The organism is Oceanibaculum indicum P24, assembly GCF_000299935.1.
GTDB classification, from domain to species: Bacteria; Pseudomonadota; Alphaproteobacteria; order Oceanibaculales; family Oceanibaculaceae; genus Oceanibaculum; species Oceanibaculum indicum.
Genome location: NZ_AMRL01000018.1, coordinates 1 through 15,318 on the forward strand (window position 1 = coordinate 1; position 15,318 = coordinate 15,318).

General features: G+C 64.3%; 13 protein-coding genes and 1 pseudogene. 4 read left to right on the plus strand and 10 right to left on the minus strand.

Annotation, left to right across the window (positions count from 1 at the left end; genetic code table 11):
* From P24_RS13210 to P24_RS13235, 6 genes and pseudogenes are all read right to left on the minus strand, one after another.
* Positions 1–566, minus strand: a pseudogene (locus P24_RS13210) (hypothetical protein); the annotation flags it as partial.
* A gap of 16 nt (positions 567–582) precedes the next feature.
* On the minus strand, positions 583–1,668 hold the full coding sequence (locus P24_RS13215; RefSeq protein WP_008945236.1) for a D-TA family PLP-dependent enzyme: 1,086 nt from the start codon (positions 1,666–1,668) through the stop codon (positions 583–585).
* A 139-nt stretch (positions 1,669–1,807) separates the two neighbouring features.
* Positions 1,808–3,298, minus strand: coding sequence for an amidase (locus tag P24_RS13220; protein ID WP_008945237.1), 1,491 nt, complete (start codon positions 3,296–3,298; stop codon positions 1,808–1,810).
* Between the two features lie 23 nt (positions 3,299–3,321).
* A complete protein-coding gene (locus tag P24_RS13225) occupies positions 3,322–4,335 on the minus strand; it encodes an ABC transporter ATP-binding protein (RefSeq protein ID WP_008945238.1) in 1,014 nt (337 codons plus the stop codon).
* On the minus strand, positions 4,332–5,333 hold the full coding sequence (locus P24_RS13230) for an ABC transporter ATP-binding protein (protein ID WP_008945239.1): 1,002 nt from the start codon (positions 5,331–5,333) through the stop codon (positions 4,332–4,334). Before P24_RS13230 ends, P24_RS13225 begins: the two co-directional genes overlap by 4 nt.
* On the minus strand, positions 5,330–6,220 hold the full coding sequence (locus P24_RS13235; protein WP_008945240.1) for an ABC transporter permease: 891 nt from the start codon (positions 6,218–6,220) through the stop codon (positions 5,330–5,332). The genes P24_RS13230 and P24_RS13235 overlap by 4 nt, the downstream gene beginning before the upstream one ends.
* A gap of 206 nt (positions 6,221–6,426) precedes the next feature.
* On the opposite strand from P24_RS13235, the gene P24_RS20100 reads away from it, so the two are divergent.
* Together P24_RS20100 and P24_RS13240 are read left to right on the plus strand one after the other, a co-directional pair.
* Complete coding sequence (locus P24_RS20100) at positions 6,427–6,804, plus strand: hypothetical protein (RefSeq protein WP_156816304.1); 378 nt, start codon at positions 6,427–6,429, stop codon at positions 6,802–6,804.
* Positions 6,805–6,870: 66 nt separating this feature from the next.
* Complete coding sequence (locus tag P24_RS13240) at positions 6,871–7,155, plus strand: GIY-YIG nuclease family protein (protein ID WP_008945241.1); 285 nt, start codon at positions 6,871–6,873, stop codon at positions 7,153–7,155.
* Positions 7,156–7,342: 187 nt separating this feature from the next.
* Here P24_RS13240 and P24_RS13245 read toward each other — a convergent pair whose 3' ends face one another.
* On the minus strand, positions 7,343–8,812 hold the full coding sequence (locus P24_RS13245) for a M81 family metallopeptidase (protein ID WP_008945242.1): 1,470 nt from the start codon (positions 8,810–8,812) through the stop codon (positions 7,343–7,345).
* Positions 8,813–8,835: 23 nt separating this feature from the next.
* Complete coding sequence (locus tag P24_RS13250; protein ID WP_008945243.1) at positions 8,836–10,368, minus strand: M81 family metallopeptidase; 1,533 nt, start codon at positions 10,366–10,368, stop codon at positions 8,836–8,838.
* A gap of 218 nt (positions 10,369–10,586) precedes the next feature.
* Here P24_RS13250 and P24_RS13255 point away from each other — a divergent pair, with 218 nt between their 5' ends.
* Together P24_RS13255 and P24_RS13260 are read left to right on the plus strand one after the other, a co-directional pair.
* Entirely contained in the window at positions 10,587–12,185 is a 1,599-nt protein-coding gene (locus P24_RS13255) for an ABC transporter substrate-binding protein (protein WP_121219133.1), read from the plus strand.
* 101 nt (positions 12,186–12,286) lie between these two features.
* Entirely contained in the window at positions 12,287–13,228 is a 942-nt protein-coding gene (locus P24_RS13260) for an ABC transporter permease (protein ID WP_008945245.1), read from the plus strand.
* Between the two features lie 160 nt (positions 13,229–13,388).
* Here the strand turns inward: P24_RS13260 and cuyA are convergent, their stop codons facing one another.
* Positions 13,389–14,414 (minus strand): D-cysteate sulfo-lyase, encoded by a 1,026-nt coding sequence (gene cuyA, locus P24_RS13265; protein WP_008945246.1) that lies wholly within the window; start codon positions 14,412–14,414, stop codon positions 13,389–13,391.
* Positions 14,411–15,181, minus strand: coding sequence for a cysteate racemase (gene cuyB / locus P24_RS13270; RefSeq protein ID WP_008945247.1), 771 nt, complete (start codon positions 15,179–15,181; stop codon positions 14,411–14,413). Before cuyB ends, cuyA begins: the two co-directional genes overlap by 4 nt.
* Positions 15,182–15,318: the final 137 nt, after the last annotated feature.

Genomic DNA, 15,318 nt, shown 5'->3' on the forward strand with positions numbered 1-15,318 from the left:
GGCAGGCCGGCGTGATCCGCCACTTCCAGCGCCATGTCGAGCGGCGCGATCGCCATCGGCCCGCTGGTGGTGCGGCCGACGCGCACCTTGATGCCGCGCACCAGATCGGCATGCTCACGCGCCGCCTTCAGGCATTCCGGCGAAGAGATCAGCCGTAGATTCTCGTTCTCGCCGAACATCACATTCAGCGAGAAGGCGAAGATGCCGGGATAGGAGATGTTGATCAGCGGCACGATGCGGGTTTCCGACCGCTCGATCACATGCTTGCGGAAGCCCAGAATGTTGCCCGGCCCGGCCGAGCCGGCATCGATCAGCGTGGTGCAGCCGGCCTGCCGCGCGTAGGAATCGGGATCGACGCCCAGCGAAGTGCCGCCGTAATAGACATGGGTGTGAAGATCGATCAGGCCGGGCGTGACGATCTTGCCGGAAACGTCGCGGACCTCCTTGCCTTGCAGCCCGTCGCCGACGGCGGCCACCTTGCCGCCCGTAAAGCCGACATCGGTGACCTTGTCCAGCCCCTGCGCCGGATCGATCACCCGGCCGCCCTTCAGCACCAGATCGTGCATTGCCCTGTCCCTCTTCTCAGCTCAGCCGACCGCGCGCGGCCACCGGCAGCTCGCCCACGATCTCGTCCCCGCGCACGGTGACATAGCGGTCCACCATGTTGCACACGACGCAGACATGGTTCGGCACGATGCGCACCACCTCTCCCACGCCCGGCCGTTCGTTGCAGGCCGACAGGTCGAGGAAGCCGTGTTCTTCCGAGAATTTCGGGATGCGCGCCTGCGGATGGTCGAGGATCAACCCGTGCCCGTCCAGCCCCGGCATGGTCTCCACGGTCAGGGTCTTGGAGCCGGCATCGAGGATGCCGCGCTCAGGTGCCGCGCGGCTGACAACCGTCGAATAGACGGTCAGCGCGCAATCCTCCAGCGTGGCCGCCCCGCAGGCCAGCATCATCCGGTCGTTGAAGATGCAGGTGCCGGCGCGGTGTTCGGTCGCCCCCTTGATCTTGCCGAGATTGACGAGGTTCGGCGTACCGCCGGAGGACACCACAGTGACCTCCAGCCCCATGTCGCGCACGCCTGCCGTGGCAGTGTCGAGGAAGGTCTGCGTCTCCGCCATCGCATCCTCGGGCGGATAGAGCATGAAGCCGGCGAAATTCAGCCCCTCGGCCTCCTTGATGGCGCGGGCGACGGCAATCGCGTCCGCCGGGCTCTCGACGCCGGATCGCTTGCGCCCGGTATCGCATTCCACCACCACATCGAGCGGCTTGCCGGCCAGTGTGGCAGCCTTGGCGAGGTCTCCGACCACGATGGGGTTATCGGCGGCGACGCGCATGGTCACACGCTGCATCAGCTTCGCGAGGCGGCCCATCTTCTCCTCGCCCAGCAGATTGTAGCTGATGAAGATGTCGTCCTGCCCGCCATCGGCCATCACCTCGGCCTCGCCCAGCTTCTGGCAGGTGATGCCGGAAGCACCGGCCTTGCGCTGCAGTGCCGCCAACACCGGGCTCTTGTGGGTCTTAATGTGCGGCCGGTTGGCCACCCCCGCCTTGTCGCACAGCGCCTGCACGCGGGCGATGTTGCGCTCCACCACGTCGAGGTCGATGACCACCGCCGGGGTGGAATAGTTGAGGGCGATCTCCCGCTTCAGCTTTTCGATGTTCATGGCGATTCATCCTACTCGCATGTCATTGCCGGGCTTGACCCGGCAATCCAGGCTGCATCGGCTTTTTCCCGTTATTCGATGTCAGAGGCTAGGCACCGCCCCTGGATGCCCGGGTCAAGCCCGGGCATGACAATCGTGTTTACGCACTCTCCGCCGGCGGGGCGGTGACGATGGATTTCAGCTCCGGCCGGGGATCGCGCAGCTTGGCCATATCCGGCTTCGGCCGGCCGAGGCCCGGAATGCCGGCAAAAGCCTGCTCCATGCCCTGCGCGATGTTCAGCAATTCCAGATCGCCGCGGAAGCGGCCGATGGCCTGCAGCCCGAACGGCATGCCCTGCGCATCGACGCCGCAGGGCAGCGAGATCGCCGGGTTGGTGGTCAGCGTGATGAAATAGGTCAGTGCCAGCCAGTGATAGTAGTTACGCAGCTTCTGGCCTTCGAGTTCCTGCAGGTAGAGCTGCGTCCAGGGGAAGGGCGAAACCGGCGTGGTCGGCGCCAGGATCAGGTCGTACTCCCTATAGAGCGCCTGGAAGCGGCGGAACAGGCTGGTCTGCTCGGTATGCGCCCAGGCCGCATCGGCCAGCGACATGGAGGCCGCCAGCTCGTAATTGGCGATGATGTTCGGCCCCAGCTTCTCGCGCTCGTTATTGTAGGAATGGTGATAACGCGCGAGGTAGCTCTGGCCGCGCACGACGTCGAAGCAGCGGTCCGCCTCGCCGAAATCGAACGTCAGTTCGTCGCAGCTTTTGAACAGATGCCCCATCGCCTTCATGCGGTCGCGCATCACCTGCTTGATCTCGGAAGAGACCGGGCACTGGCCGAAATCGACGCTCCAGGCGACGCGGAGCGTACCCAGATCGACCGGACGATAGGCGGCAATCTCCTTCGGATCGACCGGCTGGGACAGCGGATCGCGGTCATCCACCCCGACCTGGCTGGCGAACAGCAGGCGGGTATCGGCCACATTGCGGCCCATCGGCCCCAGCACCGAGATCGGCGTCCAGCCGAGGCCGCGCCCATCCATCGGCACCAGCCCCGGTGACGGGCGGAAGCCGACGATACCGCAGATCGCGGCGGGGATGCGCAAGCTACCGCCTGTGTCAGAGCCGGTGCAGATCGGCAGCATGTCGCAGGCCAGCGCCGCCGCCGAGCCGCCGGACGAGCCGCCGGCATTCAGGGTCGGGTTGAACGGGTTGCCGGTGGCGCCCCAGACCGGGTTGCGTGAATTGGCGCCGGCGCCAAACTCCGGCACGTTGGTCTTGGCGGTGACGATGGCGCCGCCCTTGCGGGCCAGCGCGATCTGCGCCGAGTCCTTCTTCGGCACATTGTCGCGGTAAAGCGGCGAACCGTGGGTGGTCAGCAGCCCCTCGGTATCCTGCAGATCCTTCACGCCCAGCGGCAGCCCGTGCAGCGGACCCAGCTCACCGCCCTTCAGCACCGCCGCCTCGGCGGCCTTTGCCTCCTCCCGCGCGCGCCTGTAGCCCTTGGCGGAGATCGCGTTCACCGCCGGATTCACCGCCTCGATACGATCGATGCAGGCTTCCAGCAGTTCGACCGGGGAAACCTCCTTCGTGCCGATGCGGCGGCGCAGTTCGACGGCGGACAGGGACAACAGCGACTCGGCAGACATGGAACGGTCTTTCAGTAAGGGGATCAGACGGTGGGGGTAAGCGGGACGGGTTCGGCGCCGACCGGGCGGCGGATACAGGCGACCTGCTGGCCCGGCGCCACCTCCATCAGCACCGGATCGATCTGCCGGCATTCCGGGATGACATAGGGGCAGCGTGTGTGGAAATGGCAGCCGCTGGGCGGCTTGGCCGGGCTCGGTACATCGCCCTGCAGGATCAGCCGGCTGGCGCGCTTCTTCTTCGGGTCAGGGATCGGCGCGGCCGACAACAGCGCCTCGGTATAGGGATGCAAGGGGCGCGTGAACAAGGTGCGCTTGTCCGTCAGCTCCACCACCCGCCCCAGATACATCACCGCGATGCGGTGGCTGATATGGCGCATGACGGCCAGATCATGGCTGATGAACAGATAGGCAAGCCGGTATTCCTCCTGCAGGTCGATCAGCAGGTTCAGCACCTGCGCCTGCACCGAGACATCGAGCGCGGAGACCGGCTCGTCGGCCACGATCACATCGGGATTGACCGACAGCGCCTTGGCAATGCCGAGACGCTGGCGCTGGCCACCGGAAAATTCATGCGTGTATTTCCGCATGTTCTCCGGCCGCAGCCCGACGCGCTGGAACAGCTGCGCCACCCGCTCGTCCTTCTCCCGGCCCCGCGCGATGCCGTAATTCTCCAGCGGTTCGCCGACGATGGTGCCGGCCCGCAGGCGCGGATTCATCGAGGAATACGGGTCCTGGAATACGGTCTGGATGCGCCGCCGGTGTTCCCACATCTTCCCCTGGCTCAGATGCGTCACATCCGTCCCGCCCAGCAGGATTTCACCGGAGGTCGGCTCCAGCAGCTTCAGCACGGTCTTGCCGACGGTGGATTTGCCGCAGCCGGATTCGCCGACCACGCCCAGCGTCTCGCCGCGCTTCAGGCTGAAAGACACGCCATCCACCGCACGCACCGCGCCGACCTGGCGCTGCAACAGCCCGCCGAGGATCGGGAAATGCTTCACGAGGTTGCGGACTTCGAGGCTCGGCTGTTCGGAGCTCATGCGGCACTCTCCATCACGCGGGCGGTTTCCCAGCAGGCGGCGACATGGCCCGGCCGGCTCTCGACCAGCGGCGGCCGTTCAGCGCGGCAGCGGTCGGTGGCGAAGTCGCAGCGCGGCGCGAAGGCGCAACCGGGGATCGGCTGTGTCAGCACCGGCACGAGGCCCGGAATCTCCTGCAGGCGGGCGCGGCGCCCTTCCGCCTCGGCATCGATATCGAGGCGCGGCACGGCGCGCATCAGCCCGCGCGTATAGGGGTGCAGCGGGTTCTCGAACAGCTCCTCGACTGTTGCCTCCTCGACCTTGCGGCCGGCATACATGACCACGACACGCTGCGCGGTTTCCGCGACCACGCCGAGATCGTGGGTGATCAGGATGATGGCGGCGTCGATCTTCTGCTTCAGCTCGATCATCAGATCGAGGATCTGCGCCTGGATGGTCACATCCAGCGCGGTGGTCGGCTCGTCGGCGATCAGCACCTTCGGATTGCAGGAGAGTGCGATGGCGATCATCACGCGCTGGCGCATGCCGCCGGAAAGCTGATGCGGATATTCGTTCAGCCGCCGCTTCGCATCGGCGATGCCGACCAGCTCCAGCATCTCCCGCGCGCGCTCTAGTCCCTGCTCCCAGGACACGCCCAGGTGCCGCACCACATTCTCCGCAATCTGCGTGCCGATGGTCAGCACCGGATTCAGGCTGGTCATCGGCTCCTGGAAGATCATCGAGATTTCGTGGCCGCGGATCGCCCGCATCTCCTCCTCGGAGAGTTTGGTGAGATCGCGCCCCTCGAATTCGATGGCGCCATCGACGATGCGGCCGGTCTCGGCCTGGATCAGCCGCAGGATCGACAGCGAGGTCACCGACTTGCCGCAGCCCGATTCGCCGACGATGGCCAGCGTCTCGCCCTGGCTCACCTCGAAGGACACGCCATCGACGGCCCGCACCACGCCATCCTGGGTGAAGAAATGGGTCTTGAGGTCCCGGACCTTCAGAATGCTCACATGCGCCTCGACAATCTCGGGTCCAGCCGGTCGCGCAGACCGTCGCCCAGCATGTTCACCGCCAGCACGGTGAGGGTGAGGAAGGCGCCGGGGATCAGGATGCTCCAGGGCGCGATCTGGAAGAAGGTGCGGCCCTGCGAGATGATGTTGCCCCAGCTGGGGATTTCCGGCGGCACACCGGCGCCCAGGAAGGACAGCCCCGCCTCCACCAGCATGGCGGAGGCACAGACATAGGTTGCCTGCACGATCAGCGGCGCCATGGTGTTCGGCAATATGTGCTTCACCAGCAGCTTCGGCCCGCGCGTACCGCCCGATATCGCGCTCTCGATATAGGGCTGGCTGCGGATCGACAGCACGACCGAGCGTGTCAGTCGCACGATGCGCGGCACTTCGGGAATGACGATGGCAACCAGCACGATGCCGAGGCCCGGACGGGTCAGGGTGATCAGCGCGATCGCCAGCAGGATGGAGGGGATCGACATGATGCCGTCCATGATCCGCATGACGATGGCATCCACCTTGCGGAAATAGCCACACAGCAGCCCCAGCGTCAGCCCGATTACGCTGGCGAAGGCAGCGACCGCCAGACCCACCACCAGCGAGACGCGGGCGCCATAGATGGTGCGGGAATAGACGTCGCGACCATACTGGTCGGTGCCGAACCACCAGCGCTCCGACGGCGGCTTCAGGCGCTGCGCGGGGTTCAGCTTCAGCGGATCGCCGGTGATCCAGGGCGCGATCACCGCCAGCACGATGAGGGTCAGCAGGATGCTCCCGCCGATGAAGATGGTGGGGTTGCGCCGGATCGCCGTGCGGGCGCGGGAGAGAAGACCGGGTGCCTCGGCGGCGCTGGCCGTGCCAGTGCCGCCCTCGGTGACCGCTGCCATGCCCTCAGCCTCTCAAGGCGAAGGAGCGGCGTGGAGGCATTTTCACGGCAATTTCAATTGATTGTCCCATTCGCCTCACCCCGCCTCTGTTCATCAGCGCCGCCTTAGGGCAGCTTTATCTTGTAAAGTATGGTGACAAAAATCCGGTGGGGTCAACGGCGTAACTTCTCCTAGTCCACAGAGCAAAAATTAATTAGCATATCCACATGAACGCCGGACTAAACAAGACATATGAACCGCACAAGCCATGCCCACAGCTAAAGGCAGGCGAAATTTGTTTTGTAGTTGAGCAGTACAATGAAGGTAAAATTGAGCGTCTTTATCATGAACATGCCCCAAGGCGCAGGATGAGCCGCGATGCAATTGTTAGCACATTACGCTGCTTAAATGCCGCCACCACCAAAATGAGCTTAATTCAAATTATATCAGCACATCTAAACACTGCTGGAAAAAAGCCGGAAAGACATCCTGCCTTCAACATCAGATCTGCATACATTGAACCTGGTGTGCAAAGATTATATTGCGGAACCAACACCGTATCTTGGGCAGATATTGTAATTAGTAAATCTCACTTCCGAACATAACAGTTACTTCGTCATGGTCGGGCTTGACCCGACCATCCATCCGGCGTTGCCGCAGGATGTATACGGATGCCCTATTACACCTACATCCTCGCCAGCAAACCGGGCGGCACGCTCTATATCGGCACGACCAACGACCTCATCCGCCGTATCCACGAGCATCGCGAAGCGGCCGTACCCGGCTTCACCAAACGCTATAAAATCCACCATCTCGTCTATTTCGAGGAACACGCCACCTCCGAGCAGGCGATCCGTCGGGAGAAACGTCTGAAGACCTGGTTGCGGATCTGGAAGGTGCAGTTGATTGAAACGGACAATCCGGACTGGAATGATCTGTATCCCTTACTGCTCTGAAGCTGCGCCTTCCGCTGTATGGTCGGGTCAAGCCCGACCATGACGAGATATGTTGGAATGCAAGGAGCTTCCCATACTCCCTCGTCACCCTCGGGCTTGACCCGAGGGTCTAGGGGCGATGCCCTACCTGTGACGTCTCAACCCACCGCGCCTGGATTGCCGGGTCAAGCCCGGCACTGACAGGGGATTAAAAAATCAACCCTGGGCTGGTCTCCTTGTCGAGCGGCCAGATCGGGCGCTGCACCTTGGTGAAGGGAATCTTCTCATAGGTGCGGCTGAGCGGCGCATCGGATTCGATGTAGAGCACCTTCTTGGCAATGGGCCCGAAGGCGGCCATGAAGTGGTTGGTGGACTTCACCAGCAGGATTTTCTGCTCCGTCGGCTCGATGCCGACATTGCGGAACAGCTCCAGCCCCAGCGCCTGGGTACGGTTGGAGATCAGCACCACTTTCACCCCGCCGATGCGGATAGCGGCACAATCGCCCAGCGGCACGGTGGTCGGGCCAAAGCTCTGCCGGCAGTCGCGGGCCAGCGCCGTGACCTCCACCATGGCATCGATGGGCTGGCCGGAGGTCGGGCCGATCTTGCCGCCGAAGCGCAGGGGGAAGGTCGCCCCCAGACCGGCATCGAAGCACAGCCGAACGGCCAGCGGGTCCCAGATCGGGCCGACCGCGGCATCCTGCGCATCCTGCGCGATCAGCTCGCGCAAGATGCTGGTATTGTCGGAGGGCGCGCCGCCGCCGGCATTATCCGCCGGATCGGCCATGACCACAGGTGCCACATTGGAGTCGATACCCTGCCTCACGCCGGAGGAAATCGAGTGATATTCCGGCATGGTCTTACCGCGCATGGAGACGAACTCCTCGCCCAGCTTTGTGGCCAGCGCATCGGCCTTCGCCTTGTCCCCATCCGCCACCACCAGGATGCGTCCCGACAGTTCCGGCACGTCGCCATAGGGGAAGCAGTGCGCGGCGGAGACCGAGAGGATGCCGTCCTTGCCTTCCAGCGCGAACATGCGGTCCACGAAGCCGCGCATCAGCGGCAGTGTCGTTGGGTAGCTGCTGATCTGCCGGCAGTCATAGACCGACATGACCGGCTTCACCTCGCCGCGGATCGTGCGCAGCACCAAGTCCAGCAGGTCTTCCGCGCGGTCCTGCACGTCGGTATGCGGGAATTCCTTGTAGAGGATGACGATGTCGGCGTTCTTCATCCGCTTCAGCGTCAGGTGGCAGTGCGGGTCCAGCTCCACGCCGATCACGCAGTCCGGCCCGACGATGGCGCGGGCGCGCTCCAGAATATCGCCCTCCACATCGTCATAGCCGTGGGCGACCATCGCGCCATGCAGGCCGAACAGCACGCCGTCCAGCGGCAGCGCCGCCTTCAGCTGGTCCAGCACCTCGTCGCGCATGAACTCATAGGCATCGCGGTTCACCGTGCCGGCCGGGCTGGCGGCGAAGCAGCTGCCCTCGATCAGCGTATAGCCCTCCGCCTTGGCGCGCTTGCGGGCAACGAACAGCGGTGCGGTGCACATGCGCGGCGTGTCGTCGGGATGCTCGCCCGGACGCAGCCAGACGCTCTCCCGGAAGGCATCCAGGCTGGTCGGCAGCGGCGAAAAGGTGTTGGTCTCGGTGGCAATGGTCGCGGAGAACAGACGCATGGAAGGCTCCTCAGGCGGCAGACTCAGGCGGCGGGCGGGGTCCAGACGGTCTGCTCGTCCAGCGGATAGACAGGGCGCGGCAGGCGGGTCCAGTTGAAGTTGTGGAGTGCGGGCGAGGTCAGGCCGGGGCAATCCACCTCATAGATCCGGTCGGGCGTGAAGAACTCGTCGAAGCCGGCGCGGAAATGCCCCCGGCTCTTCACCACGAGGCAGCGCACCTTCGACAGATCGACACCGAACAGCTCCAGCTGCATCGGCTCCAGACATTGCTGGCGGTTGGTGATGACCACGACCTGCACGCCGCCGACCTGCAGCAACGCCGCCGGCCCCAGATCGCAGGCCATGTCCTGATACATGCCGCGCCGCCCGACGAAGGGACCATCCGCCAGCGCCAGCACCTCCACCTCGGCGGTGAAGGGCTGCGAGAACTCGTTGCTCTCCCTGGAATTGAAGGTGGCGGTGAAGCGCGTCCCCTTGCCCAGCCGGTGCGCCTCGGCAGCCAATGCGGGGTCGAAGAACACGCCCAGCGCTGCGCCCTTCGCTCCCGCCTCGACCAGCGCCTTCAGGATATAGATAGTGTTGCCGCGCCCGCCGCCGCCCGGATTGTCGGCAACATCGGCCAGCAGAACCGGATCGCGCTTCCCCTCCCCGGCAGCGACGGCCAGTGCCACCGCGTCCTCCAGCGAGGTCATCGGCTTCTTGAAGCGCTCCTTCATCGCCCAGACCTTCTGCGCGATATCCAGCGCCAGCGCACGCGCCGCCGCGCGATTGCCATTGCGCGCCGTCACCACGGGCGTGAAGCCGTTCTTCGGGCAGTCGGAGAAGGCGAAACCAGCCATCACCGAAACATTCATGATGTCACCGCCGACCTTGGACTGGCCGTAAGCGATCACCTCGCCATAGGGATTGCCCGGCGCGGTCAGCAGCGCGATGGAGGGCGGCACCAACGGCAGCTTCACCATTTCGATGGCGGTCTTGCTGCCGGCCAGCAACTCGCGCAGATGCTTCGCCGCCTCGACGCCCCGGTCATAGATATCGGTGTGCGGATTCTTAAGATAGCCAACAAAAACCGACACATTATCAATCATTTTGCGTGAAATATTCGCGTGCAGATCGAATACAGCGGCAATCGGCAGGTCCGGGCCGACAACGCTGCGGATCGCCTCGAACAGATCGCCGTCCGGATCGTCGCTGCCGGTCGCCAGCGCCGCACCGTGCGAGGAAATGAAGATGCCGTCGAGCGGCCCGGCCTTGCGCAGCCCATCCAGGATGTCGGCAACGAATTCCTCGAAATAGGCCTGATCGACCGGTCCGCCCGGCTGCGCCAGCGCGACGCGCAGCGGCACCGGCGTCCAGGGGCCGGTGCGGTCCATCTCCGCGAAGAAGCCCGGAAGGTCCGGCAGGGTGATGGAGTTCTCCGAGCGTGACTGGCGGACGATCTCCTCGCCGCTGATGTCGGTATCCTCCGCGAAATCCGCCGCCGTCGAGACCGGGGAAAAACGGTTGCATTCGATGGCGAAGCCCAGAAGGGCGATACGCGGGTTTTCTGTCGGCACGGGCTGGCTTTCCTAAGGATGGCGGGTCGTAACCGCAGCGGACGCCGCGGACAATTTTCTTATGCAAACCCGGCGGCTAACGCAGGTCAACGAACCGATTTGCAGATCAGCGTTCTATTTTGTTGCGCCCCTGTTTTGCGGACAGCATAGTAAATTAGTCATATTGACAGACAAGTAAGCAAAATATCGATTGAACAGGGATTCCGGAGGGGATGGCGATGACACGATCTTCCTTTAAACGCATTCTGCTGGGTGGTGCTTCCGCCCTGCTCCTGGCCGGCGTGGCCGTCCTTCCCGCCAAGGCGGAATCGGTGCTGCGCGCCTCCATGCATGCCGACGTGCGTACGCTCGACCCGCACTGGACGACGCAGACCATTGCCGGCATCCACGGTATGCTGGTCTATGACACGCTGTTCGGCGTGGACGAGGATCTGGTGCCGCACCCCCAGATGGTCGGCGACTACAAGATCAGCGACGACGGGCTGAAGTACAGCTTCACCCTGCGCGACGGGCTGAAATGGCATGACGGTACTCCGGTCACCACGAAGGACGTGATCGCCTCGCTGAAGCGCTGGGGCGGCAAGGACCAGGCGGCCCGCGCCATGATGAGCTACGTCACCGCGCTGGAAGCGGTGGACGACAAGACCTTCACCATGACGCTGTCCAAGCCCTACGGGCTGGTGCTCGACACGCTGGGCAAGACCGGCACCATGGTGCCGGTGATCATGCGGGAGCAGGACGCCAAGACCGAGGGCAATGCCCAGGTGACGGAAGCCGTCGGCTCCGGCCCCTTCATGATGCTGAAGGACCAGTGGGTGCCGGGCAGCAAGACGGTCTATGCGAAGAACCCGAACTATGTGCCACGCAAGGAAAAGCCCTCCGTCTTCTCCGGCGCGAAAATCCCGAAGGTGGACAAGGTCGAGCTGCTGTGGATCGCCGATGCGCAGACCCGCATGCAGGCGCTGATCGCCGGCGAGATCGATTTCCTGGAACAGCCCTCGGTCGATTTCATCCCGATCCTGGAAGGCGATTCCAACATCAAGGTCATCAATACCGGCAGTGTGGACAGCCACTGGGGCACGATCCGCATCAACCACCTGCATCCGCCGTTCGACAAGCCGGAGGCGCGGCAGGCGATGTACCGAGTGGTCAAGCAGCTGGACTTCCTGCAGACCATCGTCGGCAACGAGAAATATTACCGCGAGTGCTACAGCTTCATCACCTGTGGTACGCCCTATTCGAACGATAGCGGTAAGGAGATGATCGCCGACTACAATCCGAAGAAGGCGCTCGAGCTGATGAAGGCCGCCGGCTACAACAACGAGCCGATCTATGTGCTGGCCGCCACCGACCACCACACCATCACCCCGGCCGCGCAGGTGCTGCTGACCAGCATGCGCGAGGCGGGTCTGAACGTGAACGCGGTGTCCATCGACTGGGGCTCCGTCGTTGCCCGCCGGGCCAAGCGCGAGAAGCCCGAGGATGGCGGCTGGAACATCTTCGTCACCACCTCCTCTGGCGTTGGCTCGCTGAATCCGGCGCTGAATACCTGGATCGGCGCCGGCTGCGACAAGGCCAATGTCGGCTGGCCCTGCGACGAGGAGCTGGAAAAGCTGCGCGCCGAATTCGCCTTCGCCAAGACGGTGGATGAGCGCAAGGCAATGGCGAAGAAGATCCAGGAGCGCGCGGCCTATGTCGTGCCCTACATCAACTTTGGCCAGTGGACCCAGCCGCTCGCCTACCGGTCCGACAAGATCGACGGCATCGTTCCGGTCACCGGCCTGACGGTGTTCTGGAATATCGAAAAGAAGGGCTGATCCCCTTCTCTCCTTCCGGTGGCTGCCTGCAGGGAAAAGCCCGGGGCAGCCACCGGTTCTGTTTTCCCGGTTTTGTGTTTCCGAAGCGTCTGGATGCCCGGATGACCGCCTATCTCCTCCGCCGGCTGTTCGCCACCCTTCCCGTCATGGCCGTCGTGGCGGTTTTCGTGTTCATGCTGCTGCGCCTGGCGCCGGGCGATCCCGCGGCGCTGATCGCCGGCGACGACGCGACCCTGGCCGATATCGAGGCGATCCGTGCCAAGCTGGGGCTCGACCTGCCGATCTGGGAGCAGTTCATCCTCTGGCTTTCCGATATTCTTCAGGGCGATCTCGGTGTGTCGATCTTCTCCAACCTGCCGGTCACCACGCTGATCGCGCAGCGGTTGGAGCCGACGCTGATGCTGATGCTGGCGACGCTGTTCGTCGCCGTCACGCTGGCGATCCCGCTTGGCGTTCTGGCCGCCTGGAAGGCCCGCACCATCATCGACCGGCTGGTCATGGTGATCTCCGTGCTGGGCTTCGCCATTCCCGTCTTCCTGGCCGGATATGTGCTGATCTATGTGTTCTCGATCCAGCTGCGCTGGCTGCCCGTGCAGGGCTACAAGCCGCTGGCGCAGGGGCTGTGGCCCTGCATCCAGAGCCTGATCCTGCCGGCAGTGGCACTGGGCACCACCTATATGGCGCTGATCGCACGCATCACCCGCGCCTCCATGCTGGACGTGCTGGCGCAGGATTATATCCGCACCGCCAACGCCAAGGGGCTGGCGACACAGCGCGTGCTGCTGCTGCATGCGCTGAAGAACGCCTCCGTACCCATCGTGACGGTTATCGGCATCGGTATCGCACTGCTGATCAGCGGCGTCGTCATCACCGAGACCGTGTTCAACATCCCCGGCCTGGGGCGGCTGACCGTCGATGCTGTGCTGAAGCGCGACTATCCCATCGTGCAGGGGCTGATCCTGGTGTTCGCCGGGACCAAGGTGCTGATCAATCTGGCGATCGACATGTCCTACGCCTTCCTCGACCCGCGCATCCGGTATTAGCGGGTTTCCAAGCACGACTGTTTGGATTTCACTCTTCCGTCACCCCCGCACTTGTTGCGGGGGGCCAGGGTTCAGCCAGCTGGATCGCTGCCAAGGCTAGCTGAAGCCTGGATTCCCGGGACAAGCCCGGGAATGACAGGATGATGAGTAACGCACCGCCTCAGGCGATGCCGGGGCGGTCGGAGAGCGTTTCCTCGAAGGCGCCGGTATAGCCGAACAGCCCGACCGAGCCGCCGGTGTGCAGGAACACGACGTTCTCGCCCTTCTTGAAATGGCCCTTGCGGATCAGGTCGATCAGGCCGGCCATGCCCTTGCCGGAATAGACCGGGTCAAGGATGATCCCCTCCATCTCGGCGGTCAGGCGCAGCGCCTCCAGCATGCTCTCGGTCGGGATGCCATAGCCCTGCCCGACATAGTCGGCATTGGCCTTCACAGACTGCCGCGCGACAGCGCCCGGAATGCCCAGATGCGCCGCCGTCTTCTCGACCAGCGCGAAGACATTCTCCTCCTGCTTTTCCTTAGGTGCGCGTACCGAGATGCCCAGTACCGGAATGCCGGAGCGGATCGCCTCCAGCCCGGTCACAAGGCCGGCCTGGGTACCGGCACTGCCGGTCGCATGCACCAGATGGTCGATGCGCAGCCCCATCTCATTCGCCTGCGCCACCAGCTCGATGGCGCAGTTCACATAGCCCAGCGCACCGACCGGGTTGGAGCCGCCGCCGGGGATGATGTAGGGCTTCTTCCCCGCCGCCTTCAGCTCCTCTGCCTTCTTCGCCATTGCCGCGTTCATGTCGGTGCCGCCGGGGCAGTCGGACAGATAGGCGCCGAACAGCCGGTCAAGGAAGACATTGCCGGATTTCAGATATTCGCCCGGTGCCTCGTCAATCCGGTGTTCCAGGATGATGTGGCAGGCCATGCCGAGGCGCGCGGCTGCAGCCGCGGTCTGGCGCGCATGGTTGGACTGGACGGCACCCTGGGTGATGACGGTATCAGCCCCCTGCGCCAGCGCGTCGGCCATCAGATATTCCAGCTTGCGCGTCTTGTTACCGCCCGAGGCAAGGCCGGTACAGTCGTCGCGCTTGATCCACAGATTGGGGCCGCCGAGATGCTGCGACAGCCGCTCCATCGGCTCCAGCGGCGTCGGCAGATGGGCGAAGCGGTGGCGGGGAAAGCGGGCGAGGTTCATGCGGCGTTTCCTGTCGGTTTCTTGTTATCGGTAAAGGCGGGAAGCGGCTGCAGCCGCTTGGCGATTCTGACCGTGAGATCGGCCAGGGCAAGCGAGGAATCGATGAAGGGCAGCGAAAGATCGTCTGGCCCCAGAACCAGCGGCACCTCGGTACAGCCGGCGACGATGGCGTCCGCCCCCTGCTCCGCCAGTCCCTCGGCGAGGCTGCGCATGGCGGCACGGATATCAGCGCCGCGCTCGCCCGCCTTGATGCGGTAGAGCAATTCCATGAAACGGGCCTGCGCCGCATCGTCGAAGCCGACAGGCCGATAGCCGGCGCGTTCCAGCGAAGTCTCGTACAATCGCGCCGCGCGCGTACCCTCGGTCGCCAGCACGCCGACGGTGCGGGCTTCAGGCGCCTGCCGGCGCAGCGCCTCCAGCGTGGCATCGAGGATGGACAGGAACGGCAGATCGGTTGCCGCGCGGATATCGGCCTCCCAGTGGTGCGCGGTGTTGCAGGCCATCACCAGCAGGTCGGCCCCGGCGGCATCGAGACGGCGCGCCATGGCGGCAAGGTCGGGAGCGGGAGACGGGCCGGTGCCGGCCACCGCACGGTTGCGGTTCGGCACCTTGGGATTGCAATCGACCAGCAGATGCAGGTGCTCCTGGTCGGTCGATGCGCCAGTCAGCGCCGTGGTGCGTTCCAGCAGCTTCGCCATGAAGTCCAGCGTCGCCTCGGGCCCCAGCCCGCCCAGCACGCCGACCACCCGGTCGGTTTTATCGCTCATCCCGCTCTCTCCCTTGGCACCGCTCTCAGGCGGCTTTTGCCGTCACTATACACGCCGGCCCGAAGCGTTGGCACCTGCAAGCGCCTATCCTCCGGCCCGACTTTATCGCAGGGCCGCACTGCGCACGCCGGGGCTGC

Coding starts and splice junctions, on each gene's coding strand:
- P24_RS13215 (WP_008945236.1), bottom strand. CDS start 1,668: ATGAACATCGAAAAGCTGAAGCGGGAGATCGCCCTCAACTATTCCACC.
- P24_RS13220 (WP_008945237.1), bottom strand. CDS start 3,298: ATGTCTGCCGAGTCGCTGTTGTCCCTGTCCGCCGTCGAACTGCGCCGC.
- P24_RS13225 (WP_008945238.1), bottom strand. CDS start 4,335: ATGAGCTCCGAACAGCCGAGCCTCGAAGTCCGCAACCTCGTGAAGCAT.
- P24_RS13235 (WP_008945240.1), bottom strand. CDS start 6,220: ATGGCAGCGGTCACCGAGGGCGGCACTGGCACGGCCAGCGCCGCCGAG.
- P24_RS20100 (WP_156816304.1), top strand. CDS start 6,427: ATGAACGCCGGACTAAACAAGACATATGAACCGCACAAGCCATGCCCA.
- P24_RS13240 (WP_008945241.1), top strand. CDS start 6,871: ATGCCCTATTACACCTACATCCTCGCCAGCAAACCGGGCGGCACGCTC.
- P24_RS13245 (WP_008945242.1), bottom strand. CDS start 8,812: ATGCGTCTGTTCTCCGCGACCATTGCCACCGAGACCAACACCTTTTCG.
- P24_RS13255 (WP_121219133.1), top strand. CDS start 10,587: ATGACACGATCTTCCTTTAAACGCATTCTGCTGGGTGGTGCTTCCGCC.
- P24_RS13260 (WP_008945245.1), top strand. CDS start 12,287: ATGACCGCCTATCTCCTCCGCCGGCTGTTCGCCACCCTTCCCGTCATG.
- cuyA (WP_008945246.1), bottom strand. CDS start 14,414: ATGAACCTCGCCCGCTTTCCCCGCCACCGCTTCGCCCATCTGCCGACG.
- cuyB (WP_008945247.1), bottom strand. CDS start 15,181: ATGAGCGATAAAACCGACCGGGTGGTCGGCGTGCTGGGCGGGCTGGGG.